This is a genomic window from Pseudomonas sp. TE3910, assembly GCF_056279025.1.
Genome location: NZ_JBWBQN010000001.1, coordinates 2491709 through 2518482, shown reverse-complemented (window position 1 = coordinate 2518482; position 26774 = coordinate 2491709). Strand labels below are relative to the sequence as shown.

26 protein-coding genes and 1 other RNA gene are annotated in these 26774 nt (G+C 59.5%); 20 read left to right on the top strand and 7 right to left on the bottom strand.

All coding sequences use genetic code 11. The annotated features are described in order from the left end of the window. Positions 1-60 precede the first annotated feature (60 nt). Positions 61-2727 carry an alpha-ketoglutarate dehydrogenase gene (gene mdeB / locus ACZ9H3_RS11410; protein ID WP_476222753.1) on the top strand — a complete coding sequence of 889 codons (2667 nt, stop codon included), beginning with the start codon at positions 61-63 and terminating at the stop codon, positions 2725-2727. 233 nt (positions 2728-2960) lie between these two features. Here mdeB and ACZ9H3_RS11405 read toward each other — a convergent pair whose 3' ends face one another. Further along, complete coding sequence (locus ACZ9H3_RS11405) at positions 2961-3398, bottom strand: Z-ring associated ZapG family protein (protein ID WP_099775731.1); 438 nt, start codon at positions 3396-3398, stop codon at positions 2961-2963. A 138-nt stretch (positions 3399-3536) separates the two neighbouring features. Between ACZ9H3_RS11405 and ACZ9H3_RS11400 the strand changes: the two genes are divergently transcribed. The 3 genes from ACZ9H3_RS11400 to zapE all read left to right on the top strand — a co-directional run bounded on the left by ACZ9H3_RS11400 (position 3537) and on the right by zapE (position 6723). After that, complete coding sequence (locus tag ACZ9H3_RS11400) at positions 3537-4172, top strand: alpha/beta hydrolase (protein WP_330523016.1); 636 nt, start codon at positions 3537-3539, stop codon at positions 4170-4172. Between the two features lie 24 nt (positions 4173-4196). Then, on the top strand, positions 4197-5546 hold the full coding sequence (locus tag ACZ9H3_RS11395; protein WP_476220802.1) for a tryptophan--tRNA ligase: 1350 nt from the start codon (positions 4197-4199) through the stop codon (positions 5544-5546). A gap of 82 nt (positions 5547-5628) precedes the next feature. After that, positions 5629-6723 (top strand): cell division protein ZapE, encoded by a 1095-nt coding sequence (zapE, locus tag ACZ9H3_RS11390; RefSeq protein WP_099775729.1) that lies wholly within the window; start codon positions 5629-5631, stop codon positions 6721-6723. Between the two features lie 85 nt (positions 6724-6808). Here the strand turns inward: zapE and ACZ9H3_RS11385 are convergent, their stop codons facing one another. After that, positions 6809-7705, bottom strand: coding sequence for a GlxA family transcriptional regulator (locus ACZ9H3_RS11385; protein ID WP_176717467.1), 897 nt, complete (start codon positions 7703-7705; stop codon positions 6809-6811). Between the two features lie 212 nt (positions 7706-7917). Next, a complete protein-coding gene (locus ACZ9H3_RS11380) occupies positions 7918-8958 on the bottom strand; it encodes an NADP(H)-dependent aldo-keto reductase (RefSeq protein WP_476220800.1) in 1041 nt (346 codons plus the stop codon). A 250-nt stretch (positions 8959-9208) separates the two neighbouring features. Here ACZ9H3_RS11380 and rplM point away from each other — a divergent pair, with 250 nt between their 5' ends. The 7 genes from rplM (at position 9209) to ACZ9H3_RS11345 (ending at position 14063) form a co-directional block, all read left to right on the top strand. Continuing rightward, a complete protein-coding gene (rplM, locus tag ACZ9H3_RS11375) occupies positions 9209-9637 on the top strand; it encodes a 50S ribosomal protein L13 (RefSeq protein ID WP_009404632.1) in 429 nt (142 codons plus the stop codon). A gap of 14 nt (positions 9638-9651) precedes the next feature. Beyond that, on the top strand, positions 9652-10044 hold the full coding sequence (rpsI, locus tag ACZ9H3_RS11370) for a 30S ribosomal protein S9 (protein WP_065761287.1): 393 nt from the start codon (positions 9652-9654) through the stop codon (positions 10042-10044). 263 nt (positions 10045-10307) lie between these two features. After that, entirely contained in the window at positions 10308-10901 is a 594-nt protein-coding gene (petA, locus tag ACZ9H3_RS11365; protein ID WP_065761951.1) for a ubiquinol-cytochrome c reductase iron-sulfur subunit, read from the top strand. After that, entirely contained in the window at positions 10901-12112 is a 1212-nt protein-coding gene (locus ACZ9H3_RS11360; protein ID WP_065761950.1) for a cytochrome b, read from the top strand. The genes petA and ACZ9H3_RS11360 overlap by 1 nt, the downstream gene beginning before the upstream one ends. Continuing rightward, on the top strand, positions 12112-12894 hold the full coding sequence (locus ACZ9H3_RS11355) for a cytochrome c1 (protein WP_065761949.1): 783 nt from the start codon (positions 12112-12114) through the stop codon (positions 12892-12894). Before ACZ9H3_RS11360 ends, ACZ9H3_RS11355 begins: the two co-directional genes overlap by 1 nt. A gap of 117 nt (positions 12895-13011) precedes the next feature. After that, positions 13012-13629 (top strand): glutathione S-transferase N-terminal domain-containing protein, encoded by a 618-nt coding sequence (locus ACZ9H3_RS11350; RefSeq protein ID WP_065761948.1) that lies wholly within the window; start codon positions 13012-13014, stop codon positions 13627-13629. Positions 13630-13646: 17 nt separating this feature from the next. Continuing rightward, positions 13647-14063, top strand: a complete 417-nt coding sequence (locus ACZ9H3_RS11345) for a ClpXP protease specificity-enhancing factor (protein ID WP_065761947.1) — start codon at positions 13647-13649, stop codon at positions 14061-14063. Positions 14064-14145: 82 nt separating this feature from the next. On the opposite strand, the gene ACZ9H3_RS11340 is transcribed toward ACZ9H3_RS11345, so the two are convergent. The 4 genes from ACZ9H3_RS11340 to ACZ9H3_RS11325 form a co-directional block, all read right to left on the bottom strand. Next, positions 14146-14727, bottom strand: coding sequence for a BON domain-containing protein (locus ACZ9H3_RS11340; RefSeq protein ID WP_065758901.1), 582 nt, complete (start codon positions 14725-14727; stop codon positions 14146-14148). Beyond that, entirely contained in the window at positions 14724-15317 is a 594-nt protein-coding gene (locus ACZ9H3_RS11335; protein WP_065758902.1) for a phosphoheptose isomerase, read from the bottom strand. The genes ACZ9H3_RS11340 and ACZ9H3_RS11335 overlap by 4 nt, the downstream gene beginning before the upstream one ends. Before the next feature lie 132 nt (positions 15318-15449). Then, a complete protein-coding gene (locus ACZ9H3_RS11330; protein WP_065758903.1) occupies positions 15450-15821 on the bottom strand; it encodes a YraN family protein in 372 nt (123 codons plus the stop codon). Continuing rightward, a complete protein-coding gene (locus ACZ9H3_RS11325; protein WP_476220793.1) occupies positions 15821-17641 on the bottom strand; it encodes a penicillin-binding protein activator in 1821 nt (606 codons plus the stop codon). Before ACZ9H3_RS11325 ends, ACZ9H3_RS11330 begins: the two co-directional genes overlap by 1 nt. A gap of 187 nt (positions 17642-17828) precedes the next feature. Here ACZ9H3_RS11325 and rsmI point away from each other — a divergent pair, with 187 nt between their 5' ends. From rsmI to mraY, 9 genes are all read left to right on the top strand, one after another. Next, entirely contained in the window at positions 17829-18704 is an 876-nt protein-coding gene (rsmI, locus tag ACZ9H3_RS11320; protein WP_177442421.1) for a 16S rRNA (cytidine(1402)-2'-O)-methyltransferase, read from the top strand. A gap of 67 nt (positions 18705-18771) precedes the next feature. Then, positions 18772-19131, top strand: an RNA gene (rnpB, locus tag ACZ9H3_RS11315) — RNase P RNA component class A. 309 nt (positions 19132-19440) lie between these two features. Further along, entirely contained in the window at positions 19441-19896 is a 456-nt protein-coding gene (gene mraZ / locus ACZ9H3_RS11310; protein WP_065758906.1) for a division/cell wall cluster transcriptional repressor MraZ, read from the top strand. Next, on the top strand, positions 19893-20840 hold the full coding sequence (gene rsmH, locus ACZ9H3_RS11305) for a 16S rRNA (cytosine(1402)-N(4))-methyltransferase RsmH (RefSeq protein ID WP_065758907.1): 948 nt from the start codon (positions 19893-19895) through the stop codon (positions 20838-20840). Before mraZ ends, rsmH begins: the two co-directional genes overlap by 4 nt. Then, entirely contained in the window at positions 20837-21130 is a 294-nt protein-coding gene (gene ftsL / locus ACZ9H3_RS11300; RefSeq protein ID WP_099775725.1) for a cell division protein FtsL, read from the top strand. The genes rsmH and ftsL overlap by 4 nt, the downstream gene beginning before the upstream one ends. Beyond that, entirely contained in the window at positions 21130-22863 is a 1734-nt protein-coding gene (locus tag ACZ9H3_RS11295; RefSeq protein WP_177442449.1) for a peptidoglycan D,D-transpeptidase FtsI family protein, read from the top strand. The genes ftsL and ACZ9H3_RS11295 overlap by 1 nt, the downstream gene beginning before the upstream one ends. Next, positions 22863-24326: a UDP-N-acetylmuramoyl-L-alanyl-D-glutamate--2,6-diaminopimelate ligase gene (locus ACZ9H3_RS11290; RefSeq protein WP_476220789.1), complete on the top strand. Its 1464-nt coding sequence runs from the start codon at positions 22863-22865 to the stop codon at positions 24324-24326. Before ACZ9H3_RS11295 ends, ACZ9H3_RS11290 begins: the two co-directional genes overlap by 1 nt. After that, positions 24319-25686 carry a UDP-N-acetylmuramoyl-tripeptide--D-alanyl-D-alanine ligase gene (locus tag ACZ9H3_RS11285; RefSeq protein ID WP_102052800.1) on the top strand — a complete coding sequence of 456 codons (1368 nt, stop codon included), beginning with the start codon at positions 24319-24321 and terminating at the stop codon, positions 25684-25686. Before ACZ9H3_RS11290 ends, ACZ9H3_RS11285 begins: the two co-directional genes overlap by 8 nt. Next, positions 25686-26768 carry a phospho-N-acetylmuramoyl-pentapeptide-transferase gene (gene mraY / locus ACZ9H3_RS11280; RefSeq protein ID WP_065758912.1) on the top strand — a complete coding sequence of 361 codons (1083 nt, stop codon included), beginning with the start codon at positions 25686-25688 and terminating at the stop codon, positions 26766-26768. Before ACZ9H3_RS11285 ends, mraY begins: the two co-directional genes overlap by 1 nt. Positions 26769-26774 lie beyond the last annotated feature (6 nt).

The following is a 26774-nucleotide window of genomic DNA, read 5'->3' as shown; positions in this document are numbered from 1 at the left end:
ACTGACATGGATGAGGCCAATGCGATGGTGGCAATGATGAACCTTGTGCCTGGCGACGGTATGGCAGGGCAGCCTGGACATGACCCGCAGGTCGATCCCGATCCGAGCGAAACGGCCGAGTGGCTTGATGCGCTGGACTCGACCTTGCGGCATTGTGGCCCGGCGCGTGCGCGATTTTTGCTGGAGCAACTGGAGGCGCACGCCCGTGAGTTGGGCCTTGAGCGCGGTGCTCAGGCGTATTCGGCGTACCGCAATACGTTGTCGGTAGAGCAGCAGGGCGCCTATCCCGGTGACCTGGAAATTGAAGAGCGGATTACCCGTTTGCTGCGCTGGAACGCGTTGGCAATGGTGGTTCGAGCCAACCATGCCTACGGTGATCTGGGTGGGCATATCGCCAGCTACGCTTCGGCCGCCGAAATTTTCGAGGTGGGTTTTCAGCATTTCTTCAAGGGCGGTGAGCCTCAGCACGCCGATCTGGTGTTTTTTCAGCCGCATTCAGCCCCTGGTGTTTACGCCAGGGCGTTCCTTGAAGGGCGACTGAGTGAGGCGCAACTGTCGCGCTATCGGCAGGAGGTTGAGGGTGGCGGCCTGTGTTCTTATCCGCATCCCTGGTTGATGCCTGACTTCTGGCAGTTCCCCACCGGTTCGATGGGAATCGGCCCAATCAGTGCGATTTACCAGGCGCGCTTCATGCGTTATCTGCAGCATCGAGGCTTGGCGGATACGCGTGCTCGGCATGTCTGGGGCGTGTTCGGTGATGGTGAGATGGACGAGCCGGAGTCCATTGCCGGGCTGACCCTGGCGGCCCGTGAGCAACTGGATAACCTGACGTTCGTGGTCAACTGCAACTTGCAGCGCCTGGACGGGCCGGTACGGGGCAATGGACAGATTGTGCAGGAGCTGGAAGCCCTGTTCAGCGGTGCTGGCTGGCAGGTGATCAAGGTGCTGTGGGGGGCGGAGTGGGACGCCCTGTTTGCCCGCGACAGCGAGCATGTGTTGTTGCGTCAGCTTGCGGCGACCCCCGACGGGCAGTTCCAGACCTTGGGGGCCAATGACGGCGCCTATAATCTCGAGCATTTCTTCAATCAGAGCCCGGCGTTGCAGCAGTTGGTGGCGCACATGAGCTCGGCCGAGATCAACGCCCTGAAGCGCGGTGGCCACGATTTTCGCAAGCTGTATGCCGCCTTCGCTGCCGCCAAGGCCTGTAAGGGGCGGCCAACAGTGATCCTGGCCAAGACCAAGAAGGGCTATGGCATGAGTGCTGCTGGTGAGTCGCGGATGACCGCGCACCAGGCGAAAAAACTCGATGTGCAGGCCCTCTTGGCCTATCGCGACCGCTTCCATCTGCCGCTCTCGGATGCCGATGTCGAACAGCTGCGCTTCTACCGTCCACCGGAGGACAGCCCGGAAATGCGCTATCTGCAAGCGCGTCGTGCGGCACTGGGGGGCTTTTTGCCAGCGCGTCGCAGTGAGGTTCGGTCGATACCGGTGCCATCGCTGGATGCCAGTGCAGGGTTTGCGCTGCAGGCGGATGGCAAGGAAATGTCTACCACCATGGCGGCGGTTCGCGTACTCAGCGCCTGGTTGAAAGCGCCGGAGCTGGGGCCGCGCATTGTGCCGATCGTGGCGGATGAGGCGCGCACATTCGGCATGGCCAGCCTGTTCCGGCAGATCGGTATCTACTCGCCGCAGGGGCAGCGCTACGAGCCGGAAGATGCCGGTTCACTGTTGTTCTACAAGGAAGCGCAAGACGGTCAGTTGTTGGAAGAGGGCATTACCGAAGCTGGGGCGCTGTCCTCCTGGGTTGCGGCTGCCACGTCGTATGCGGTGCACGGCGAACCGATGCTGCCTGTGTATATCTACTACTCGATGTTCGGCTTCCAGCGGGTGGGCGACCTGATCTGGGCCGCCGCCGACCAGCGTGCCCGGGGCATCCTGCTGGGGGCTACCGCCGGGCGTACCACGCTCGGCGGTGAAGGCCTGCAGCATCAGGATGGTTCCAGCTTGGTGATGGCGTCCATGGTGCCCAATTGCCGGGCCTGGGAGCCATGCTTCGCGGGTGAGTTGGCGGTCATTCTGGAGCATGCTGCGCGGCGGATGCTCGGCGAACAGTGCGACGAGTTCCACTACATCGCCGTGATGAACGAAAACTATCCACAGCCCTCGCTGCCCGAGGCCGCTCATGCAGGGGTGCTGCGAGGTATGTACCGGTTCACTGAGCACTCGCTGGAGCGCGCCGTGGGGCGCGTACGTCTGCTGGGCTCCGGGGCGATTCTGCGAGAGGTGATTGCCGCCAGTGAACTGCTGGCGAACGAGTGGCAGGTTGAAAGTGAAGTGTTCAGTGTCACCAGCTTCAGTGAGCTGGCTCGCGATGCGCGCGATGCACAACGTGCTGGCCGTTGCGCGAAGGCACGGGTAGCAGCCAGTTACGTCCAGCAGTGCCTGGGTGGGAGCGCGCCGATCGTCGCTGCCAGTGATTATGTGCGGGCCTGGCCGCAGTTGATTGCCGAGTACCTGTCGGCGCCTTATGCCACCTTGGGCACTGACGGTTTCGGTCGCAGCGATACGCGGCAGCAGTTACGTCGGTTCTTTGAGGTCGACCGCTTCAGCATTGTCCTGGCCAGCCTGCATAGCCTGGTGCAGAACGGGTCGTTGGCACCGAGTGTGCTGGAGCAGGCTGTAGCGCGGTATCCCACTTGTAGCGAGACGGCGCCGTGGTATAGCTGATGTGGGATGCAGGCTTGCCTGCGATGGCGCCGGTGGCGTGCCCCTGAGTTCGCGGCGTTTGTATCGCGGGCAAGCCCGGCTCCCACAGGCTGGCACGGGCTCTGTTGGAGCAGGCTTGCCTGCGATAGCTTTGGCGGGGTGCCAGTGGGGGCGCGGTGCTTGCATCGTTGGCAAGCCAACTCCCACAGGTTGCTTAGTCTGTGTTGGAGCAGGCTTGCCTGCGATGGCCTCGGTCAGTTGCGCTTGAGCCCGTAATGCTCGTCGAGCATGCCTGGGGCGTTTGGCGTCTTCGGTGCGTAGTCTTTCGGTGCTTCCTGATCGCGAGGAGGCGTCAGACGCTCGCGAGGTGACTGTGGTGTCTCGGCGTGCAGCGAGGCCAGCAGGCGTTGACGGGTGAGTTCGTCCAGGGCCAGGCGGTTGGCGCCTTCGGCCAGGTGGTCCTGAACATCCTGATAGCTTTGCGTGAGCTTTTTAACCAGCGCCGCAGTGCTGTTGAAGTGGGTGACCACTTCGTTCTGATAACTGTCGAAGCGTTCCTGGATGTCGTCCAGTTGCCGCTGGGTGCTGCTCGGCGCGGCATTGGGCAACAGGCGGGCGACCAGGAAACCAACAACGACACCTACTGCCAGGGCCAGGGTCGGCAACAACCAAACTAAGAGCGAGAGTTCCACGAGTCCTTCCTCTATAAACGGCTTTGCTTTACGTTAACGGCTCGGACCTGCGCTGTATACCGCGAACTATCGCAAATATCTCAGACAGAATCATTCAGCTAGACGAGTCGACCCTTTCCGAGGTCACGGAGTTCTTCCTTGCTTATCCGCGAAACCCCCGTATTCATCGATGGCCCGGTTGGCCAGCTCGAAGCCTTGTACCTCGATGTGGCCGACGCCCGTGGCGTGGCCTTGCTCTGCCACCCTAACCCCGTTCAGGGCGGTACCATGCTCAACAAGGTGGTTTCCACCTTGCAGCGTACGGCACGTGATGCGGGCTACATCACTTTACGCTTCAATTATCGCGGCGTCGGTGCCAGCGCTGGCAGCCATGACATGGGCAGCGGTGAAGTCGATGACGCTCAGGCGGTGGCCGCCTGGGTGCGCGAGAAACATCCCGAACTGCCATTGACGCTGTTTGGCTTCTCGTTCGGTGGCTTTGTCGCCGCCAGCCTTGGCGGTCGTCTGGAGGCTGCTGGCGTGCCGCTGGCCCGGCTGTTCATGGTGGCCCCGGCGGTCATGCGCCTGAGCGCCAATGACGTGTTGCCGCAGGGCTGCCCGCTGATCGTGATTCAGCCAGATACCGATGAAGTGGTTGCACCGCAGTTGGTCTATGACTGGTCTGCTGCACTGTCGCGCCCCCATGAGCTGCTGAAAGTGGCAGAATGCGGACACTTTTTTCATGGCAAGCTGACCGACCTCAAGGATCTGGTGCTGCCGCGCCTTTCGAACTGATACAAGCCTGATAAGCGATTACCCATGACCACTCGTATCCTTACCGGTATCACCACCACGGGCACGCCCCACCTGGGCAACTACGCCGGTGCCATCCGCCCGGCGATCCTGGCCAGCCGCCAGGACAATGTCGACTCGTTCTACTTTCTGGCCGACTACCACGCCCTGATCAAGTGCGATGACCCGCAGCGTATCCAGCGCTCGCGCCTCGAAATCGCGGCGACCTGGCTGGCCGGTGGTCTGGATCCTGAGCGGGTCACGTTCTACCGTCAGTCCGATATCCCTGAAATTCCAGAGCTGACCTGGCTGCTGACCTGTGTCGCTGCCAAGGGCCTGCTCAACCGCGCCCATGCCTACAAAGCGTCCGTGGACAAGAACCTGGAAAACGGTGAAGACCCGGATGCGGGCATCAGCATGGGCCTTTACAGCTACCCGGTGCTGATGGCTGCCGACATCCTGATGTTCAACGCGCACAAGGTGCCGGTGGGCCGTGACCAGATTCAACACGTGGAAATGGCGCGTGATATCGGTCAGCGTTTCAACCACCTGTTCGGTCAGGGCAAGGAGTTCTTTGTCATGCCCGAAGCCCTGATCGAGGAGAGCGTGGCGACCCTGCCAGGCCTCGACGGGCGCAAGATGTCCAAGAGCTACGACAACACCATTCCGCTTTTCAGCAGTGCCAAGGAGATGAAAGACGCGATCTCGCGCATCGTCACCGACTCGCGTGCACCAGGGGAAGCGAAGGATCCGGACAACGCCCACCTGTTCACCCTGTTCCAGGCATTCGCTACGCCGGACCAGGCGGCAGAGTTCCGCACTGAACTGCTGCAGGGCTTGGGCTGGGGCGAGGCCAAGCAGCGCCTGTTTCAGTTGCTCGATGGCCAGTTGAGTGAGGCGCGTGAGCGCTACCATCAGTTGATCGCGCGGCCTGCTGACCTGGAGGATATCCTCCTGGCCGGCGCACAGAAGGCGCGCAAGGTTGCTACGCCGTTTCTTGAACAACTGCGTGAAGCGGTTGGCTTGCGCTCGTTCCGCAACATTGTGCAGGGGCCTGTCGAGGTCAAGAAAAAGGCTGCCAAGGCCGCGCGCTTCGTCAGTTTCCGTGAAGATGACGGCAGCTTCCGTTTCCGTCTGCTGGCCGCTGATGGTGAGCAACTGCTGCTGTCGCGTCACTTTGCCGACGGCAAGACTGCCGGTGCCGTGACCAAGCAACTGCAGCAGGGGCAAGCACTGGATGTACGCAGTGAAGGCCTGGGCTTCAGCCTCTGGCTGGAAGGCGAATGTGTCGCCGATGGCCCGCAGTTCAGCGACGCGGTGGCTCGCGATGCGGCCATTGAGAGCTTGCGCGTGGCCTTGCAGCCACAACAGGACTAAACAGGCTATCGGAAGTCTGATTGCCAATAACCGGGGCCGTCGCTACAGTGACGGCCCGCTTTTGTTGCCTTGCTAACGAATTATGACGCCCCTAGAACGATATCAAGCAGATCTGAAACGTCCCGAATTCTTCCATGACGCGGCGCAGGAAACAGCGGTGCGTCACCTCCAGCGCCTCTACGACGATTTGATCGCGGCGCAGAACAGCAAGCCAGGCGTGTTTGGCAAACTGTTTGGCAAGAAAGAGCAGGTACCTGTCAAAGGCCTGTATTTCTGGGGTGGGGTAGGGCGGGGCAAGACCTACCTGGTCGATACCTTCTTCGAGGCGCTACCGTTCAAGCAGAAGGTGCGTACGCACTTCCACCGCTTCATGAAGCGGGTCCACGAGGAAATGAAAACCCTCAAGGGCGAGAAAAACCCGCTGACGATCATTGCCAAGCGTTTCTCTGAAGAGGCGCGGGTGATCTGCTTCGACGAGTTCTTCGTTTCCGACATTACCGACGCGATGATCCTCGGTACCCTGATGGAAGAACTGTTCAAGAACGGCGTTACGCTGGTGGCAACGTCCAACATCGTCCCCGATGGCCTGTACAAGGACGGTCTGCAGCGTGCGCGTTTCCTCCCGGCCATTGCCCTGATCAAGCAGAACACCGAGATCGTCAACGTCGACAGTGGCGTCGACTACCGTCTGCGTCACCTGGAGCAGGCCGAGCTGTTCCATTACCCACTCGATGAGGCCGCTCACGAGAGCCTGCGCAAGAGTTTCCGCGCCCTGACGCCGGAATGCACCCAGGCTGTTGAGAATGACGTGCTGGTCATCGAGAACCGGGAAATTCGTGCGTTGCGTACCTGTGACGACGTGGCCTGGTTCGACTTCCGCGAGCTGTGTGATGGGCCGCGTAGCCAGAACGATTACATCGAGTTGGGCAAGATCTTCCATGCCGTGCTGCTCAGTGGTGTCGAGCAGATGGGCGTGGCGACCGACGACATCGCTCGCCGCTTCATCAACATGGTCGATGAGTTCTACGATCGGAACGTGAAGCTGATCATCTCTGCCGAGGTCGAACTGAAGGACCTGTATACCGGCGGGCGCTTGAGTTTCGAGTTCCAGCGTACCCTGAGCCGCTTGCTTGAGATGCAGTCCCACGAGTTCCTGGCGCGGGCGCATCGTCCTTAAGCCGCGTTATGCCTGTCTGGCAAAGCCTGCCCTCGCGCTGAGCACCCTGTGCTGCGCGAGGCAGGCCTGCCTGCGATGTGGTCGCTCAAGCTTCTTGCATGAACTGCTGGCGGTACTGGTTTGGTGACAGTGCCGTGTGCTGGCGGAACAGCCGTGCGAAGAAGCTCGCATCGTCATACCCCACCTCATAGCTGATCGTCTTGATGCTCTTGCGCGTACCGGACAGCAAGCCCTTGGCTGTTTCGATCCGCAAACGCTGCAGATAGTGCAGGGGCTTGTCACCCGTGGCGCCCTGGAAGCGACGCATGAAATTGCGAATGCTCATGCCGTGGTTGCGGGCCACGTCCTCAAAGCGAAACTTGTCAGCGAAGTGTTCTTCGAGCCATTGCTGAATTTGCAGGATGATCAGGTCCTGATGCAGTTTCTGCCCACCAAAACCCATGCGTCCCGGCGTGTAGCTGCGCTGTACTTCGTAAAGGATGTCGCGGGACACTGCCTGGGCCACGTTGGCGCCGCAGAAGCGTTCGATCAGGTAGATGTAGAGATCGCAGGCTGAGGTAGGGCCGCCTGCGCAGTACAGGTTGTCGGCATCGGTCAGGTGCTTGTCCTGGTTAAGGCTGACCTTGGGGAAGCGTTCGGCGAAGGTGTTGAAAAAACGCCAGTAGGTGGTGGCCTCCTTGCCGTCGAGCAGCCCGGCCTCGGCCAGCCAGAACACCCCGCTGGCTTCACCGCAGAGGACGGCGCCAGCAGCATGTTGCTCGCGTAGCCAGGGCAGGATCTGCGGGTAGCGCTGACACAGGGCATCGAAGTCATCCCAGAACGCCGGCAGGATGATGATATCGGCCTGTTCCAGGCCGCCGTCTACCGGTATCAGCACATCGCTAAAGCTGTTCACGGGGTTGCCGTCGGGGCTGACCAGGCGTGTTTCAAACATGGGTTTGAGGCCCAGTCCCAGTTGCTTGCTATACCGCAGGCTGGCCAGATGGAAGAAGTCCTTGGCCTGCATCAGGGTTGAAGCGAACACCTTATCGATGGCCAGAATGCTGACGCGCCGCAGCGACGCGGAGGGTTGGGTAAAGATCATTTCGTTATTCTTATAGGGGAAAGTGGTCAATCACCGGCTGGATCGTCTTATTTTTTGCCGGTGATGTCTACCCTGCGTACCCGCGTTTGCCGCGGGTACGCTACTGCCCTTCAAGGTGCAGGGTTGGGTTGGTCCTGATGGATGGCTTCGATGCTGGCCAGCAGCTCATCACTCAGCTTGAGTTCAAGGCTGCCCAGGTTGCTCTCCAGTTGTTGCAGTGACGTGGCGCCAATGATGTTGCTGGTGACAAAGGGCTGCTGGGTGACGAACGCCAAGGCCATCTGTGCCGGGTCCAGGCCATGCTCGCGGGCCAGCGTCACATAACGGCTGCAGGCCGCTACGGTCTGTGGGTTGGAGTAGCGAGAGAAGCGGCTGAACAGCGTCAGGCGGCCCTTGGCAGGGCGCGCACCGTTCTCGTATTTGCCCGAGAGCATGCCAAAGGCCAGTGGCGAATAGGCCAGCAAGCCGCACTGTTCGCGGATGGCAATTTCCGCCAGGCCGACTTCAAAGCTGCGGTTGAGCAGGTTGTAGGGGTTCTGTATCGATACAGCCCTCGACCAGCCGCGGCTTTCTGCCAGTTGCAGGAACTTCATGGTGCCCCACGGGGTTTCGTTGGACAGGCCGATGTGGCGGATCTTGCCGGCCTTGACCTGCTCGTCGAGGACTTCCAGGGTTTCTTCCAGCGGCGTGAAGTGGTCATGAGGCAGGTGCTGATAGCCCAGCTTGCCGAAAAAGTTGGTGCTGCGCTCTGGCCAGTGCAGTTGGTAAAGGTCGATCCAGTCGGTCTGCAGGCGCTTGAGGCTGTCGTCGAGTGCAGCAACGATGTGTTGGCGGTTGTGCTTCAGCTGGCCGTCGCGAATGTGGCTGATGCCATTGCCTGGGCCGGCCACCTTGCTGGCGAGAACCCAGTCGGCGCGGTCACCGTGCTGCTTGAACCAATTGCCGATGATTTGCTCGGTGGCGGCATAGGTTTCCGGGCGTGGGGGCACGGGGTACATTTCTGCCGTGTCGATGAAGTTGATGCCGGCTGCCTTGGCTCGCTCGATCTGGGCGAAGGCTTCGGCCTGGCTGTTCTGCTCGCCCCAGGTCATGGTGCCCAGGCACAGAGCGCTTACGTTCAGGTCACTGCGGCCCAGTTGACGGTAGTCCATTTGCATCTCCCAAGGCAAAAGAAGCATAAAAGCAGGTTGAATTTTTTTTCGCAATCTGGATAATTCAGCCCCTCTCTGTGCTGCGGAAGTGATGCCCCGCGTACCGAAGAACCCTGCCGAATATTGGACGCGCTGACCCGAGCCCCCGATAGCGTCCGTGTGCGGCTGTGTCCTTGACTTGTCAAGGTGCGCACTATCCAGTAAGATCTGCCGTCTTATTTTCGCTGGGCGGCCTCTGAGGCTATAAAGAATGAAAACTTTTACTGCTAAACCGGAAACAGTAAAGCGCGACTGGTTCGTAGTTGACGCCGCTGGTCAGACCCTGGGTCGTCTGGCTACCGAAATCGCTAGCCGTCTGCGTGGCAAGCACAAACCAGAATACACCCCTCACGTTGACACCGGCGACTACATCGTCGTTATCAATGCCGAGCAGGTGCGTGTGACTGGCGCCAAAACTTCGGACAAAATGTACTACTCCCACTCCGGCTTCCCGGGCGGTATCAAGGAAATCAACTTCGAGAAGTTGATCGCCAAGGCCCCAGAGCGCGTGATCGAGACCGCGGTTAAAGGCATGCTGCCTAAGAACCCACTGGGTCGCGACATGTACCGTAAGCTGAAAGTCTATGCGGGCGCTACTCACCCTCATACTGCTCAGCAGCCCCAAGAACTGAAGATTTAACGGAATAGTTCATTATGTCGGCGACTCAAAATTACGGCACTGGCCGTCGCAAGACCGCAACCGCTCGCGTTTTCCTGCGTCCGGGCACTGGCAACATCTCCATCAACAACCGTTCTCTCGAGACGTTCTTCGGTCGTGAAACCGCGCGCATGGTCGTTCGCCAGCCGCTGGAACTGACTGAAACCACCGAGAAGTTCGACATCTACGTCACCGTTATCGGTGGTGGTGTCAGCGGTCAAGCCGGTGCTATCCGTCACGGTATCACTCGCGCTCTGATGGACTACGACGAAACCCTGCGTAGCGCTCTGCGTCGCGCTGGCTACGTCACCCGCGATGCTCGTGAAGTCGAGCGTAAGAAAGTGGGTCTGCGTAAAGCACGTAAGCGTCCGCAATACTCGAAGCGTTAATTCGCTACAGTATTCAAAAAAAGCCCAGTTCCAGGTGGAACTGGGCTTTTTTTATGTCTTGAATACATGAGTCGGACTTTGGTGTGACAACTTGCCGCATAGATGCAAGTCAAGCACTGCAAGGGGTCCAAGGTTTTGGCCGGGCTAATCACCTTGTCAGAGCAGGGTCTTTTAATTACCATTCGGCAAATTTTTACGCAGTTCAGAAATTATTTAGTAGATGCCTGTTGCAACAGGCCACAAAGCTGATGGGAGAGGACTGAATGAGCAATGACGGCGTCAATGCAGGCCGGCGTCGCTTCCTAGTAGCAGCCACGTCTGTGGTAGGTGCTGCTGGAGCGGTGGGGGCTGCGGTCCCGTTCGTGGGGTCATGGTTCCCCAGTGCCAAGGCGAAAGCCGCAGGTGCACCGGTGAAAGTCAATATCGCCAAGATCGAGCCAGGTCAGCAGCTAATCGCTGAGTGGCGCGGCCAGCCCGTGTTCGTCGTTCGCCGTACAGAAGAAATTCTGGGCAACCTGAAAAAGATTGCCGGCGACCTCTCTGACCCTGAATCCAAGGCATCGGTTCAGCCGGCTTACGTCGATCCGTCGAATCGTTCGATCAAGCCTGAAATTCTTGTGCTGGTTGGCCTTTGCACGCATTTGGGTTGCTCCCCGACGTTCCGCCCAGAAGTGGCGCCGGTCGATCTGGGGCCGAAGTGGGTGGGTGGCTATTTCTGCCCTTGCCACGGCTCCCACTACGATTTGGCGGGTCGGGTCTACAAGTCTCAGCCAGCGCCGCTCAATCTGCCGGTGCCGCCGTACTCTTATGAGTCGGACGACATCATTGTCGTCGGTGTCGATCAGGAGAAAGCGTGATGAGTAAGTTCATGGATTGGGTTGATGCGCGCTTCCCCGCGACCAAGATGTGGGAAGACCATCTCAGCAAGTACTACGCACCGAAGAATTTCAACTTCTTCTATTTCTTTGGCTCCCTGGCGCTGCTGGTGCTGGTTAACCAGATCGTCACGGGCGTCTGGCTGACCATGAGCTTCACGCCGTCGGCGGAAGAGGCCTTCGCCTCCGTCGAATACATCATGCGTGACGTTGAATACGGCTGGGTGCTGCGTTACCTGCACTCTACCGGTGCATCGGCGTTTTTCGTCGTTGTCTATCTGCACATGTTCCGCGGTTTGCTCTACGGCTCTTACCAGAAGCCGCGTGAGCTGGTGTGGATCTTCGGTATGCTGATCTACCTGGCGCTGATGGCCGAGGCCTTCATGGGTTACCTGCTGCCGTGGGGCCAGATGTCCTACTGGGGTGCCCAGGTGATCATCTCGCTGTTCGGTGCGATCCCGGTCATCGGTGATGACCTCACCCAATGGATTCGTGGTGACTACCTGATCTCCGGTATTACCCTGAACCGCTTCTTCGCCTTGCACGTGATTGCCCTGCCAATCGTGATTCTGGGTCTGGTAGTGCTGCACATTCTGGCGCTGCACGAAGTAGGTTCGAACAACCCGGATGGTGTCGACATCAAGAAGCTGAAAGATGAGAACGGTGTTCCGCTCGACGGCATTCCTTTCCATCCGTACTACACCGTCAAGGATATCGTCGGTGTCGTGGTCTTCCTGTTCGTCTTCTGTCTGATCGTGTTCTTCTTCCCGGAAATGGGCGGTTACTTCCTCGAGAAGCCGAACTTCGAGCAGGCGAACGCCTTCAAGACACCTGCGCACATTGCGCCTGTATGGTACTTCACGCCGTTCTACGCGATTCTGCGTGCCGTCCCTGACAAGCTGCTTGGTGTCGTAGCCATGGGTGCCGCCATTGCCGTGCTGTTCGTGCTGCCTTGGCTTGACCGTAGCCCGGTCAAATCGATGCGCTACAAAGGCTGGCTGAGCAAGATCTGGCTGGTGGTGTTCTGCATTTCGTTCGTGATCCTGGGCGTGCTGGGTGTTCTGGCGCCGACTCCGGGTCGTACCTTACTGTCGCAGGTATGTACCTTCCTGTACTTCGCCTACTTCATTCTGATGCCGTTCTATACCAGGCTCGAGAAGACCAAACCGGTTCCGGAAAGGGTGACTGGCTGATGAAAAAGCTATTTGCAGTATTGATTCTGGCAGTGATGCCTTCGTTGACCTTTGCTGCCGGTGGTGAAACCGTCGAGCTGCAGAAGGTTGATATCGATCTGACTGACAAGGCCGCTCTGCAGGACGGTGCGCGCACCTTTGCAAACTATTGCATGGGTTGCCACGGCGCCAAGTTCCAGCGTTACGAGCGCGTTGCCGATGACCTCGGTATCCCGCATGAGCTGATGCTCGAGAAGCTGGTGTTCACCGGTGCCAAGATCGGCGATCACATGAAAGTCGGCATGCAGCCCAACGATGCCAAGGCCTGGTTTGGCGCCGCGCCGCCTGACCTGACCCTGGTTGCCCGGGTGCGTGGTACTGACTGGCTCTACAGCTACCTGCATGGCTTCTATGAGGACAAGGCGCGTCCTTGGGGTGTGAACAACACCGTGTTCCCTAACGTGGGCATGCCTAACGTGCTGGTAGGGTTGCAGGGTCGGCAGGTCATCGGTTGCAAGCAGGTCCAGATCGTCACTGACGGCAAGAAGCAATTCGACCCGCTGACCGGTACGCCGTTGACCCATGAGGCGTGTGACCAGCTGACCATCGTGCCGAAATCCGGTACCCTGAACGAAGAGCAGTTCGACGAGAAGGTCAAGAACCTGGTGACCTTCCTGGCGTACTCGGCCAACCCGGTCAAACTGGAAAGCCAGCGCATCGGTACTTACGTGCTGCTGTACCTGGCCTTCTTCTTCGTATTCGCTTACCTGCTCAAGCGCGAATACTGGAAGGACGTGCACTGATCACGCAGTAGTTTCTGGTAGTTGAACGCGCCCTGGGGCGCCTCTGCAACGCAGGGGTGTCCGCAGGGCGCGTTTGCATTTGTACCATTCATAATTACATTCGCGAGGAGGATCACCATGGGCGTGACCAACCGGTTAGCCTGCTACTCCGACCCCGCTGACCACTATTCTCATCGGGTACGCCTTGTTCTCGCCGAGAAGGGGGTCAGTGTCCAGATCATTGATGTGCCTGCTGGTCAGCAGCCGGCAAAGCTGATTGAAGTGAACCCTTACGGCAGTCTGCCGACACTGGTTGATCGCGATCTGGCGTTGTTTGAGTCGACCGTGGTGATGGAGTACCTCGACGAGCGTTATCCGCACCCGCCCTTGCTGCCGGTGTATCCGGTAGCCCGAGCCAACAGCCGGTTGCTGATACACCGCATCCAGCGCGACTGGTGTGGGTTGGTTGATCTGATTCTTGATCCGCGCAGCAAGGACAGCGCGCGCGCTCAGGCGCGCAAAGAGCTGCGAGAGAGCCTTACCGGCGTTTCTCCGCTGTTTGCTGAAAAACCTTGTTTCTTGAGCGAGGAGCAAAGTCTGGTCGACTGTTGTCTACTGCCCATACTCTGGCGTTTGCCGGTGTTGGGTATTGAATTGCCGCGGCCGGCAAAACCGTTGCTGGACTACATGGAGCGCCAGTTCGCTCGTGAAGCTTTCCAGGCGAGCCTGTCCGCTGCTGAACGTGAAATGCGTTAGGTTTTAAGGAGCCGTTTATGAACTCCAGTCGCCCTTATTTGGTGCGTGCGTTGTATGAGTGGATCGTGGACAACGATTGCACGCCGCATATGCTGGTCAATGCCGAGTACCCGGCGGTACAGGTGCCGCAAGGCTTTGCCAGTGATGGTCAGATCGTCTTGAACATTTCGCCCAGTGCCGTGCGTCATTTGCACATGGATAACGAGGCCGTGAGCTTCGAGGGTCGCTTTGGTGGCGTTGCGCATACCCTCTACGTGCCCACAGGTGCGATTCTGGGCATTTACGCTCGAGAGAATGGTCAGGGTATGGTGTTCGAGCTTGAGCCGCCTCTGGTGGACGACGACGAGCTTGAGGGGGAGGATGAATCGGGCGATGACACCGACAATCCACCGCCGCGCCCAAGTGGCCGGCCTAGCTTGAAAGTGGTCAAGTAACAAAAAAGGCGATCCAGGTGGATCGCCTTTTTTGTGCGCGATGCCCGGAGTCCGGGCAGTCGATGGTGCGTCAGGCTGTGGATCAGTCGATGTACTCGAACAGCTTGACGATCTTCTGTACCCCGGACACACCCTGAACCAGACTGGTTGCGCGTGCGGCCTCTTGCTGGGTCATGAGGCCGAGTAGGTAGACGATACCGTTCTCGGTGATCACCTTGATGCGCGAACCGGGTATGTTGGCATCGGCCAGCATCTGGGTTTTGATCTTGGTGGTCAGCCAGGTGTCATTGTTGCGGGCGAGCAGCGAAGAGGGCTGGATGACCTGCAGTTCGTTATGCACCTTCTTGACGCGTTGAACCTGGCTTGCGGCCTGTTCGGCGAGGCTCTTGAGGTCGGCGCGGGGGGTCTGGCCCGCCAGCAGCACGATACCGTTGTAGCTGCTTACGACAATGTGCGAATTCTTGTCCAGGTCGGGACTGGCCTTGGCGACGTTCACCGCCACCTTGGTTTCGATCAGTGAGTCGTCAATCTTGCTACCGAGTGTGCGCGTGCCGCGATCATCCTCGATCGGGGCTTCGCGGCTTGCGCTAATTACCGAGCTGCAACCGGCATTCAGGCCGAGGCACAAGGTCAGGGCCATCAGGCCCAGGCGTTTTGCGGTCATTCTTCACTCCCAAACAATTGGCTGTCGATCAGATCGCAGAGACAGTGGATCGCCAGCAGGTGGACTTCCTGGATGCGTGCGGTGACGTCTGCCGGGACACGAATCTCGACGTCCTCTGGCAGCAACAACGAAGCCATGCCGCCCCCGTCGCGCCCAGTCAGAGCTACGACAATCATTTCGCGATCATGTGCGGCCTGGATCGCTTGAATAATGTTTGCCGAGTTGCCGCTGGTCGAAATTGCCAGCAGCACATCGCCGGGTTGGCCAAGGGCACGGATCTGCTTGGAGAACACCTCGTTGTAGCTGTAATCGTTTGCGATCGAGGTGATGGTCGAGCTGTCGGTCGTCAGGGCGATCGCTGGCAGGCTTGGGCGTTCACGTTCGAAGCGGTTCAGCAGTTCCGAGGAAAAGTGCTGGGCGTCGCCGGCCGACCCACCGTTGCCGCATGCGAGCATCTTGCCCTCATTGAGCAGGGCATTGACCATCACCTGGCTGGCTTGCTCGATGTGAGGTGCAAGGACGTCCATCGCCTGTTGCTTGGTGTTGATGCTGGCCTGGAAAAGCTGGCGAATTCGGGATTGCATGTCCATCAGTGTGACCTTAAGTGGGGCGGCTGGCCGGGCGCGTCGGGAAGCCGGATACCCCGGCACATGACTGTGCAGCCCGTGAAGCAAAGAGCAAATTGAGTTCGGTGGGTAAACGATGCATTGCCAGGCGCTGGCTTAGCATTCGAAGGCATTTTTCAGCCATTCGAGTGCTTGCCCTGCATGGCCGCGACCTTGCAGGGCAATGACATCGAATCGGCAAGGGTGCCTGGCCCATCGTGCTTCCTGTTGCAGAAAATGTTCGGCGGCCAGCGCCAGTTTTTCCTGCTTGCGGGCATCGATACTGCCGAGTGCGCCGCCGAAGCTTGCGTGCAGCCGGTAACGAACTTCGACGAATACTACTGTATCGCTGTCGAGCATGACCAGATCAAGCTCGCCGCGTTTGCATCGCCAGTTCTGCGCCAGCAGGTGCAGACCTTGTCCCTGAAGGTACTGCAAGGCCTGCTGTTCGGCGGCTTGGCCGGCCTTCTGGCGCGAACTGTCGGGCATTAGCGTGGTGTATCGGGCAAGCGTTTGACCTGGCCGGCGGAGAACTCCGCCCAGGGCAGTTGGCGTTCGATGCGCTGGCTCTGGCCCATGCTCAGGCTGCCGGAGAAGCCTTCGATACGGGTGTCTGGCAGTGCCTTGAGCTGGCTCAGGCGCGGCGCGAGGCTGTACGCATCAATACCCATGGCATAAAGGCGACCCAGGCTGCCGCCGGCTTGTGGCCATTGGCGAACGACCTGTTGACGCAGCGAATTGCCGGTATCGAGCAGCCATGGGGTTTCGCAGAAGCGAATGCCGTTCATGTCGTTGTACTGGTTGACGTCGCCTGAGGCGCTGTACAGGTGCGAGGTTGCGTACACGGGTACGTCGCCGGCGTACTGGAAGTTCAGGGTCGGCTTGATTTGCTGGGCCTGCTGCGGGGTGGCAGCGAGGAAGATGAAGTCGATGTCCTGGCGGCGTGACGGCTGTGCCGAAACGTTACCGCCTACCGTGCTCTGCAGGCTCTTCGCGCGGCCTTCGCTTTGGCGCAGTTGGAACAGTTCGGCGATTTGCTGGGCGAGTGCCACAGGCTGGTCGATATGCTCGGCTGCGATCAGGGTGCCGCCTTTGGCTTCCCAGTCCTGACGGAAGGCCTTGAGCACGCGGTCGCCCCATTCGCCGCGTGGCACCAGGGCTGCAGCGCGGCGCATGCCATCGGCATGAGCGCGGCGGGACACTTCACGTGCCTCGTCTTCGGCGGCCAGGCCGAACTGGAACAGTTGTGGTGGGTTGCCTTGGCCGACGTCGCTGTAGTTCAGGGCGAGGGTGGTGATAGGCAGTTGGCTGCGGGTGCTCAGTTGTTTGACCAGTGGTTTTTCCAGCGGGCCGATCACCAGTTGTACGCCGGCAGCCTGTGCCTGACGATAGAAGTCATCCAGGGATGTCAGGCGCGAGCTGTCGAACACCTGGATTGCAGGTGGTTGCTGGCCGGCTTGCTGGGCTTGCAGGTGTGCAGCCATGAAACCGTCACGCAGGGCGCGGGCTACCGATGCCAACTGACCTTCCTGCGGCAGCAGCAGGGCAATTTTGGTCAATGGCTGACTGGCCAGTTGCTTGAGTTTTACCAATGGCAGCGGCAGTTGCAGGGCAGCAGGGTGTTCGCTGTGTTGGCCGCGCCAGGTTTCGATGGCGACCTGTTGCTGTTCCAGCGTGCCTGCGTTTTTCACGGCCAGCGCCAGGCTGGCCCAACCGGCCAAGGGGTCGCTACCCATGCTGACGCTCTGCAGTTGCTCGCTCGGCAGGGCGGAAACCAGGCTCCAGATGGCTTCGTGGTTGGCGTTGGCTGCGTTGCCCGCGAGCAATGGTGCCAACTGAACACGCTCCTGGGCAGCCGCCAGGGTTTGGCCGTCGGCCTCAAGGGCGGCGGCGCGCACGCTGTAGGTACGAGCCTGTTGCTCCTTCGGCAGTTCGCTCAGGCGGGCCAGGCTGGGGTGGCTCAGGGCGCTGAGTGCAGCTTTGGGCTGATTACGGCTCATCGCCAGTTCGGCGCTCAAGGTGCTGGCAAAGACCTGTTGTGCAGGCTTGAGTGATTCCAGCGGCACCTGCTCAAGAATCTGCGAGGCACGTGCGTTGTCTTTTTGCGTGTGAGCCAAGTCTGCCGCGCTCAGGCGCAACAGTGCGGCTTTTTCCGGTGTCTTGCTGGTGGCGGCCTGGTCGAGCAGTTGCTCGATGCTGGCATCTGGAGTGCGTGGCAACTCGCCCAGGCTTGATGAGGGCGAACTGGCGCAGGCTGCCAGCAGGGCAGCGAGACAGAGGGCTGAGAGCAGCCGCAGGCTAGCGATCATGTAAATGTCCTGTTACTCGATCAAATTAACCTGCAATTGTACCCAAGCGCTTGCTTGGGTGCGATCTCGCTGGCGCTAAACCTTCACTATAGGTCGCTCAGCTTCGTTCCAGGCAGGTCTTGGTTACGCATTGTTGCTGGCGATCGGGCTACAATGGCGCCTTTGATCTCGATGATGGGTGTGTGCTGTGACCGATGTTTCAGGTGCTTCCAATTCCACTGCCGGTACGTTGTACGTAGTGGCCACGCCGATTGGCAATCTGGATGACATCAGTGCGCGCGCCCTGAAGATTCTGAGCAGTGTGGCGCTGATCGCGGCCGAGGACACGCGGCACTCGGTGCGGTTGCTGCAGCACTTCGGGATCAACACACCCTTGGCGGCGTGTCATGAGCACAATGAGCGTGACGAGGGTAATCGCTTCATTACCCGTTTGCAGGCCGGCGACAGTGTTGCGCTGATTTCCGATGCGGGTACGCCGTTGATTTCCGACCCGGGCTATCACCTGGTCCGGCAGGCGCGCGCAGCGGGTATTGCGGTGGTGCCTGTCCCTGGCGCGTGTGCCTTGATTGCGGCGCTGTCCGCCGCGGGCTTGCCGTCCGATCGTTTCATTTTCGAAGGGTTTCTGCCGGCCAAGGCTGTCGGGCGCAAGGCGCGCCTGGGCCAGCTCAAGGAGGAGCCGCGTACATTGATCTTCTACGAAGCGCCGCATCGAATCCTCGAGTGTCTGCAGGATATGGAGTCGGTGTTTGGTGCTGAGCGCCCGGCACTTCTGGCGCGTGAGTTGACCAAAACGTTCGAGACGCTCAAGGGGTTGCCGCTGGCCGAGTTGCGTGCCTTCGTTGAGTCCGACAGTAATCAGCAGCGCGGAGAGTGCGTGGTGCTGGTTGCCGGTTGGGTGGCACCGGAGGATGAGCAAGCCGTCAGTGCCGAGGCGATGCGTGTGCTCGATCTGCTGCTTGCAGAAATGCCGCTCAAGCGTGCAGCTGCATTGGCTGCGGAAATTACCGGTGTACGCAAGAATGTTTTGTATCAAGTTGCCTTGGAAAAACAGAAAGGCGAGTGATATCACCTGGCCATTCTTTCTATTTAAGCTTGTTCTTGAGCCTTTCAACCGTTAACCTTCGCGGCGGAGAGTCGATTGGACAGTCGCTGCCTTCTTTTGTTCTGCAAAAGAGGGGGGAGGAAAGTCCGGGCTCCATAGGGCAGAGTGCCAGGTAATGCCTGGGGGGCGCGAGCCTACGGAAAGTGCCACAGAAAATAACCGCCTAAGTACTTCGGTACCGGTAAGGGTGAAAAGGTGCGGTAAGAGCGCACCGCACGTCTGGTAACAGTTCGTGGCTAGGTAAACCCCACTCGGAGCAAGACCAAATAGGGTTCCATATGGCGCGGCCCGCGTTGGAACCGGGTAGGTTGCTAAAGGCGTCCAGTGATGGCCGTCGTAGAGGAATGACTGTCCTCGACAGAACCCGGCTTACAGATCGACTCTCCACCTTTTTCCCTCCCCTGCTTGAATCGATAGCAGATTCGCTTTGGTAATACCGAAAAAATCTTACTCTTGAGAAACTACTTTAAGTTCGCACTCCATCCGTCTGAGTGAGCTCGCAATTTATCGTCAAAAATCCCTCCGATAAGTCTCTTCATTATCCAATGTTGCGCTAAATCTCCGATCTGTAAGGGTTTTCCCTATAAGGGTGCCTTGACGGTGTGGTGGGCGGATTCCTATAGTGTGCGCAAGTGGCAGAAAGTGGCATGAAGTGGGTTTTCAGGCACAAAAAACAAACAATTAGGGAAGCGCAGCCGTGTTCCGCGGAGCAAACGCTATCAACCTCGACGCCAAGGGCCGTCTCGCAATGCCGAGCCGGTACCGTGACGAGCTTGATTCGCGCAGTTCCGGGCAATTGATCGTGACAATTGATGCCGTTGACCCCTGTTTGTGTGTCTACCCGCTTGATGAATGGGAAATTATTGAAGCCAAGTTGCGTGCCTTGCCGTCATTGCGTGAAGAGAACCGTCGCCTGCAGCGTTTGCTGATCGGCAATGCGGTTGATCTGGAGCTTGATGGCAGTGGGCGCTTCCTGGTGCCTCCGCGTTTGCGTGAGTACGCCAAGCTCGACAAGCGCGCAATGCTTGTGGGGCAACTGAACAAATTCCAATTGTGGGACGAGGATGCCTGGAATGCTGTTGCTGCAGCAGACCTGGCGGCCATTCAACAACCGGGCGCCATGCCTGATGAACTACGTGATTTGATCCTGTGACTATAGATAGCGGCTTTAACCACATCACCGTGCTGCTTGACGAAGCCGTCGAGGCTCTCGCCATACGCGCCGATGGCTGCTACCTGGACGGCACGTTCGGTCGTGGCGGTCACAGCCGTTTGATCCTTCGGCATTTGGGGCCGCAAGGGCGACTGCTCGGCTTCGATAAAGATCCTCAAGCGATTGCAACCGGGCAAGCGCTGGCGGCCGAAGACGGCCGCTTTGTTATTGTGCAGCGCAGTTTTGCCGAACTGGGTGCAGAGGTTTCCGCGCGCGGCCTGGCCGGCAAGGTCAGTGGCGTGCTGCTTGATCTGGGCGTTTCCTCGCCTCAGCTGGATGACCCCGAGCGCGGTTTCAGCTTTTTGAACGATGGCCCTCTGGATATGCGCATGGACCCTTCGCGGGGTATCAGTGCTGCAGAATTCATTGCTACGGCGCCCGAAGAGGAAATTGCCCGGGTATTCAAAGAGTACGGCGAGGAGCGTTTCGCCAAGCGGATGGCCCGTGCCGTGGTCGAGCGTCGTCAGGTGCAGCCGTTTACCCGTACCGCAGACCTCGCCGAAGTGCTCAAGGTAGCCAATCCGGCATGGGAGAAGGGCAAGAACCCGGCAACCCGCGCATTCCAGGGGCTGCGCATTCACGTCAATAACGAGCTGGGCGATCTTGAGGCTGGCCTGGAGGCTGCGCTCGAGATGCTGGAGATTGGCGGTCGTCTGGTAGTGATCAGCTTTCACTCCCTGGAAGACCGGATCGTCAAACTGTTCATGCGCAAACTGGTCAAGGGTGAGGCCGATAACCTGCCGCGCAACCTGCCTGTACAGCACAAGCCTTTCGAGCCGAAGATCAAGGTGCACGGCAAGGCGCAGTTCGCCTCCGACGCTGAGCTCAAGGCTAACCCGCGTTCGCGTAGCGCGGTCATGCGGGTTGCGGAGAAGCTGCGGTGAGCAAGCTTTTTGCCAAGCCTCTACCAGGCGGAAGCTTCCTGATGCTGCTGCTGTTCATTGGTGTGCTCATTTCGGCGATCGCCGTGTCCTACAGCGCGCACTGGAATCGTCAACTGCTTAACACCCTCTATGGCGAATTGAACGAGCGCGACAAGGCGCAGGCCGAGTGGGGGCGTTTGATCCTTGAACAAAGTACCTGGACCGCCCACAGCCGGATCGAGAGCCTGGCTAGCGAGCAGTTGAAAATGCGTATTCCTGGCGCCGATGAAGTAAGGATGGTGGTGCCATGATGAAGCTTGAGGGCGCGCTTTATCCGTGGCGGTTTCGCGTGGTGCTTGCGCTGCTGGCCGTGATGGTCGGTGCCATTGCCTGGCGAATTGTCGATTTGCAGGTGGTCGACCGTGACTTCCTCAAGGGGCAGGGCGATGCGCGCAGCCTGCGCCATATTCCCATTCCTGCACACCGTGGGTTGATTACCGACCGCAACGGCGAACCGCTGGCGGTCAGTACGCCGGTTACCACGCTGTGGGCCAACCCGAAGGAGATGCAAGCGGGCAAGGACCGTTGGCCGGTGTTGGCGGCTGCCCTCAAGCAGGACCCCAATCAGTTGAGCCAGCGTCTTGAGGCGCAGGCCAACAAAGAGTTCATTTATCTGGTGCGCGGCCTGACCCCAGAGCAAGGACAGGTTGTGCTCGACCTGAAAATACCGGGCGTCTACGGCATCGAGGAGTTCAGGCGGTTCTATCCGGCCGGTGACGTAACTGCGCACATGGTTGGTTTCACCGACCTTGATGATCACGGTCGGGAAGGTGTGGAACTGGCCTACGATGACTGGCTGGCCGGGGTCCCGGGAAAACGTCAGGTGATCAAGGATCGGCGTGGCCGACTTATCAAGGACATCCAGGTAACCAAGAACGCCAAGGCAGGGAAGACCTTGGCGTTGTCCATTGACCTGCGTCTGCAGTACCTGGCTACCCGCGAGCTGCGCAATGCGATTGCCGAGCAGGAAGCCAAGGCCGGTAGCCTGGTGATCATGGACGTGAAGACTGGCGAAGTCCTGGCAATGGTCAACCAGCCAACCTACAACCCGAACAACCGTCGCAGCATGTTCCCCGCTGCGATGCGTAACCGGGCCATCATCGATGTGTTCGAGCCAGGCTCCACCGTCAAGCCATTGTCGATGAGTGCGGCGCTGCAAAGCGGACGCTGGAAGCCGACCGACAAGGTCGAGGTGTATCCCGGTACCTTGCAGCTGGGCCGTTACACCATTCGTGACGTTTCCAAGACCGAAGGCCCGATCCTCGATCTGACGGGCATCCTGATCAACTCCAGTAACGTCGGCATGAGCAAGATCGCCTTCGATATTGGCGGCGAGGCGATCTATCGCGTCATGGCTCAATTGGGCCTGGGCCAGTACACCGGCCTGGGGTTCCCGGGCGAGCGCGTCGGTAACTTGCCGAACCACCGTGAGTGGCGCAAGGCCGAGACCGCCACGCTGTCTTATGGCTATGGTTTGTCGGTTACCGCGTTGCAGTTGGTGCACGCGTATGCGGCATTGGCCAACGACGGCAAGATGGTGCCGTTGAGCATTCTCAAGACCGACAAGGCACCTGAAGAAACCCAGGTAGTGCCGAAGGAAACCGCAGAAACCATTCAAGGCATGCTGCAGCAAGTGATCGAAGCGCCGCGTGGGGTGTTCCGTGCGCAGGTGCCGTTCTATCACGTCGGCGGCAAGAGCGGTACGGCCCGTAAGGCCACCATTGGTTCCAAAGGTTATACCGAGAACGCCTACCGATCCCTGTTCGCCGGCTTCGGGCCCATGAGTGATCCGCGTTACGCCATCGTGGTGGTCATCGACGAGCCGAGCAAAGGTGGTTACTTCGGTGGCCTGGTTTCTGCGCCGGTGTTCAGCAAGGTCATGTCGGGCACCCTGCGTTTGATGAACGTTCCGCCGGACAACCTGCCGGCACCTATTCCACCGCAGCAGGTCAATGCTGCGCCCGCCAAAGGAGGGCGCGGATAATGACAATGCCATTGAGTAAGCTGTTCGCCCAAGCCTCGCGCGATCCATTGATTCGCGAGCTGACGCTCGACAGTCGTAACGTGCGTCCTGGCGATCTGTTCCTGGCGGTGCCGGGGACGCGTGTGGACGGGCGCGAGCACATTGCCGATGCGCTGGCGCGCGGTGCCGCGGCTGTTGCCTATGAGGCTGACGGCGCCAGCGTGTTGCCGCTCACGGATGTGCCGTTGATTCCGGTCAAGGGCCTGGCTGCCCAGTTGTCGGACATCGCCGGGCGTTTCTATGGCGAGCCCAGCCGTCTGCTGGACCTGGTGGGTGTCACTGGAACCAACGGCAAGACCAGTGTGACTCAGTTGGTGGCTCAGGCGTTGGACCGTCTTGGCCAGCACTGCGGTCTGATCGGTACCTTGGGCACCGGGTTTTATGGTGCTTTGCAAAGTGGCCGCCTGACGACGCCTGACCCTATTGCGGTACAGGCCACGCTCAACGATCTGAAAAACCAGGGCGCCCGTGCGGTGGCCATGGAAGTGTCCTCTCACGCGTTGGATCAAGGCCGGGTCGCAGCCCTTGCGTTCGATATTGCTGTGATGACCAATTTGTCGCGTGATCATCTGGATTACCACGGCAGCATGCAGGACTACGAGGCTGCCAAGGCACGCCTGTTTGCCTGGCCGAACCTGCGGTGCCGGGTGGTCAACCTGGACGACGACTTTGGTCGCCGCCTCGCTGCCGAATCCAGTGATGCGCGTCTTATCAGCTACAGCTTGATCGATGCCGAGGCCTCGCTTTATTGCCGCGAAGCTCATTTCGATGATGATGGCGTGCGCGCCGTGATCGTGACGGCTCAGGGCGAACGTACCCTGCGTAGCCGCCTGCTTGGGCGCTTCAATCTGAGCAATATGCTGGCTGCGGTCGGCACATTGCTGGCGCTGGATTACCCGCTGGATGAAATTCTCAAGGTCACCCCCGAGCTGGATGGGCCGGTTGGGCGCATGCAGCGCCTGGGTGGCGGCAAGCGGCCTTTGGTGGTGGTCGATTACGCTCATACCCCGGACGCCTTGGAAAAGGTACTTGAAGCTCTGCGCCCGCACGCCAAGGGGCAGTTGTTGTGCCTGTTCGGGTGCGGTGGTGACCGTGATCGCGGCAAACGACCGCTGATGGCGCAGGTTGCCGAGCGTCTGGCTGATCGTGTGCTGGTCACTGACGACAACCCGCGCAGTGAAGATCCGCAGCAGATTTTTGCGGACATTCGTGCAGGCTTCGATGACGTGACAGCCGTCGAATTCGTTGCCGGGCGCGGTGAAGCCATCGCCCAACTGATCGCCAGTGTGGCGGCCGATGATGTCGTCGTCCTGGCCGGCAAAGGGCACGAAGATTATCAAGAGATCAATGGCCGGCGGCATGCGTTCTCCGATCTGGTTGAAGCCGAGCGCGCGTTGAGCGCCTGGGAGGTTACTCATGCTTAAGCCACTGTCGCTCAGCGAGTTGACCGTAGCATTGCAGGCACGTGTGCATGGCAGTGATGCCACGTTCAATGGCGTCAGTATCGACAGCCGTGCAATTACCCCGGGGCAGTTGTTCGTGGCGCTGACCGGGCCGCGTTTCGATGGGCACGACTACCTGAACGATGTTGCAGCCAAGGGGGCTGTGGCGGCGTTGGTCGAGCGTGAAGTGCCAGGTACTGATTTGCCACAGCTGATCGTGGCCGACAGTCGTCTGGCACTGGGCCAACTGGGTGCGCTGAACCGTGCCCGGTTCGACAAGCCTGTCGCGGCGATTACCGGCTCTAGCGGTAAAACCACGGTTAAAGAGATGCTCGCCAGTATCCTGCGCACCCGTGGGCCGGTGTTGGCCACCCGTGGCAATCTGAACAACGACCTTGGCGCGCCATTGACGCTGCTGGAGTTGGCATCGGAGCACACTGCGGCGGTTATTGAGCTGGGTGCTTCGCGCATCGGCGAAATCGCCTACACCGTTGGCCTGACCCGACCGCATGTCGCCTTGATCAACAATGCCGGTACGGCTCATGTCGGCGAATTTGGCGGTCCGGAAAAGATTGTTGAAGCCAAAGGTGAAATCCTTGAGGGCCTGGATCAGGATGGCGTGGCGATCCTCAACCTTGATGACAAGGCGTTCGCTACCTGGAAGCAGCGCGCAGGCGATCGCCGTGTGATCAGTTTTGCGCTGAACAATGCTGCCGCTGATTTCCATGCCACTGCGCTTGATCGCGATGTGCGCGGTTGCCCCGCATTCGACTTGCGTAGCCCTCTGGGTTCGGCGCGGGTGCAGTTGAACCTGCTCGGCACGCACAACGTCAGCAATGCCTTGGCTGCCGCCGCTGCCGCCTATGCCTTTGGTCTGACACTTGAAGGTATTGTTGCCGGCCTGAATGCCGTGCAGCCCGTCAAGGGCCGCACCGTGGTACAGATGGCTGCAAATGGCGTTCGGGTGATCGATGACACTTACAACGCAAACCCCACCTCCATGTGTGCTGCCGTTGATATACTCGCCGGCTTTTCCGGGCGCACTGTTCTGGTGCTCGGGGATATTGGCGAACTGGGCCAGTGGGCCGAGGAAGGGCATCGGCAGGTGGGCGACTACGCCAAAGACAAGGTTTCGGCACTCTATGCCGTAGGGCCAATGATGGCTCACGCTGTTAAGGCGTTTGGCATCAATGCCCGCCACTTCGCTACTCAAGCCGACCTGATCGAAGCCGTTCGTGGCGAGCAGGCTGGCAATACCACCATTTTGATCAAGGGTTCGCGCAGCGCTGCGATGGAAAACGTCGTGGCGGCCTTGTGCGGTTCCAGCGGGGAGAAACATTAATGCTGCTGCTGTTGGCCGAGTATCTGCAACAGTTCTACAAAGGCTTCGCGGTCTTTCAGTACCTGACCCTGCGCGGGATTCTGGGTGTGCTGACGGCGTTGTCGCTGGCCCTGTGCCTGGGGCCCTGGATGATCCGCACGCTGCAGATTCGCCAGATCGGTCAGGCGGTGCGTAATGACGGCCCGCAATCGCACTTGTCCAAGTCCGGTACCCCGACCATGGGTGGTGCCTTGATCCTGTCGGCCATTGCCATCAGTACGCTGCTTTGGGCCGACCTGAGCAACCGTTATGTGTGGGTCGTGCTCATCGTCACGCTGCTGTTTGGCGCCATTGGTTGGGTTGACGACTACCGCAAGGTGATTGAAAAGAATTCGCGTGGCCTGCCGAGCCGCTGGAAGTATTTCTGGCAATCGGTGTTCGGCCTGGGCGCTGCGATCTTCCTGTACATGACGGCACCGACCAGCGTCGAGACCACGCTGATCGTACCAATGCTCAAGGATGTCACCATTCCGTTGGGCATTGGCTTCGTGGTGCTGACCTATTTCGTGATCGTCGGTTCGAGTAACGCGGTCAACCTGACCGATGGCCTCGATGGCCTGGCCATTCTGCCCACGGTGATGGTTGGCGGCGCCTTGGGTATCTTCTGCTACCTGTCGGGTAACGTGAAGTTTGCTGAATACCTGCTGATTCCTTATGTACCGGGCTCTGGCGAGCTGATCGTGTTCTGTGGCGCCTTGATCGGTGCGGGCCTGGGTTTCCTCTGGTTCAACACCTATCCGGCTCAGGTCTTCATGGGTGATGTCGGCGCGCTGGCACTGGGTGCTGCACTGGGCACCATTGCCGTGATCGTCCGCCAGGAGATCGTGTTGTTCATCATGGGCGGCATTTTCGTCATGGAGACCCTGTCGGTGGTCATCCAGGTGGCGTCCTTTAAATTGACCGGTCGTCGTGTGTTCCGCATGGCGCCTATCCACCACCACTTTGAACTCAAGGGTTGGCCCGAGCCGCGTGTGATCGTCCGTTTCTGGATTATCACCGTGATTCTGGTGCTGATTGGCCTTGCCACCCTGAAACTGAGGTAGACACGC

Bases quoted from the DNA above. Each gene is read 5' to 3' on its own strand.
- mdeB (WP_476222753.1), top strand. From the start codon at position 61: ATGGCAGGGCAGCCTGGACATGACCCGCAGGTCGATCCCGATCCGAGC.
- ACZ9H3_RS11395 (WP_476220802.1), top strand. From the start codon at position 4,197: ATGACCACTCGTATCCTTACCGGTATCACCACCACGGGCACGCCCCAC.
- zapE (WP_099775729.1), top strand. From the start codon at position 5,629: ATGACGCCCCTAGAACGATATCAAGCAGATCTGAAACGTCCCGAATTC.
- ACZ9H3_RS11380 (WP_476220800.1), bottom strand. From the start codon at position 8,958: ATGGACTACCGTCAACTGGGCCGCAGTGACCTGAACGTAAGCGCTCTG.
- rplM (WP_009404632.1), top strand. From the start codon at position 9,209: ATGAAAACTTTTACTGCTAAACCGGAAACAGTAAAGCGCGACTGGTTC.
- rpsI (WP_065761287.1), top strand. From the start codon at position 9,652: ATGTCGGCGACTCAAAATTACGGCACTGGCCGTCGCAAGACCGCAACC.
- petA (WP_065761951.1), top strand. From the start codon at position 10,308: ATGAGCAATGACGGCGTCAATGCAGGCCGGCGTCGCTTCCTAGTAGCA.
- ACZ9H3_RS11360 (WP_065761950.1), top strand. From the start codon at position 10,901: ATGAGTAAGTTCATGGATTGGGTTGATGCGCGCTTCCCCGCGACCAAG.
- ACZ9H3_RS11355 (WP_065761949.1), top strand. From the start codon at position 12,112: ATGAAAAAGCTATTTGCAGTATTGATTCTGGCAGTGATGCCTTCGTTG.
- ACZ9H3_RS11350 (WP_065761948.1), top strand. From the start codon at position 13,012: ATGGGCGTGACCAACCGGTTAGCCTGCTACTCCGACCCCGCTGACCAC.
- ACZ9H3_RS11345 (WP_065761947.1), top strand. From the start codon at position 13,647: ATGAACTCCAGTCGCCCTTATTTGGTGCGTGCGTTGTATGAGTGGATC.
- ACZ9H3_RS11340 (WP_065758901.1), bottom strand. From the start codon at position 14,727: ATGACCGCAAAACGCCTGGGCCTGATGGCCCTGACCTTGTGCCTCGGC.
- ACZ9H3_RS11335 (WP_065758902.1), bottom strand. From the start codon at position 15,317: ATGGACATGCAATCCCGAATTCGCCAGCTTTTCCAGGCCAGCATCAAC.
- ACZ9H3_RS11330 (WP_065758903.1), bottom strand. From the start codon at position 15,821: ATGCCCGACAGTTCGCGCCAGAAGGCCGGCCAAGCCGCCGAACAGCAG.
- ACZ9H3_RS11325 (WP_476220793.1), bottom strand. From the start codon at position 17,641: ATGATCGCTAGCCTGCGGCTGCTCTCAGCCCTCTGTCTCGCTGCCCTG.
- ACZ9H3_RS11295 (WP_177442449.1), top strand. From the start codon at position 21,130: ATGAAGCTTGAGGGCGCGCTTTATCCGTGGCGGTTTCGCGTGGTGCTT.
- ACZ9H3_RS11290 (WP_476220789.1), top strand. From the start codon at position 22,863: ATGACAATGCCATTGAGTAAGCTGTTCGCCCAAGCCTCGCGCGATCCA.
- ACZ9H3_RS11285 (WP_102052800.1), top strand. From the start codon at position 24,319: ATGCTTAAGCCACTGTCGCTCAGCGAGTTGACCGTAGCATTGCAGGCA.
- mraY (WP_065758912.1), top strand. From the start codon at position 25,686: ATGCTGCTGCTGTTGGCCGAGTATCTGCAACAGTTCTACAAAGGCTTC.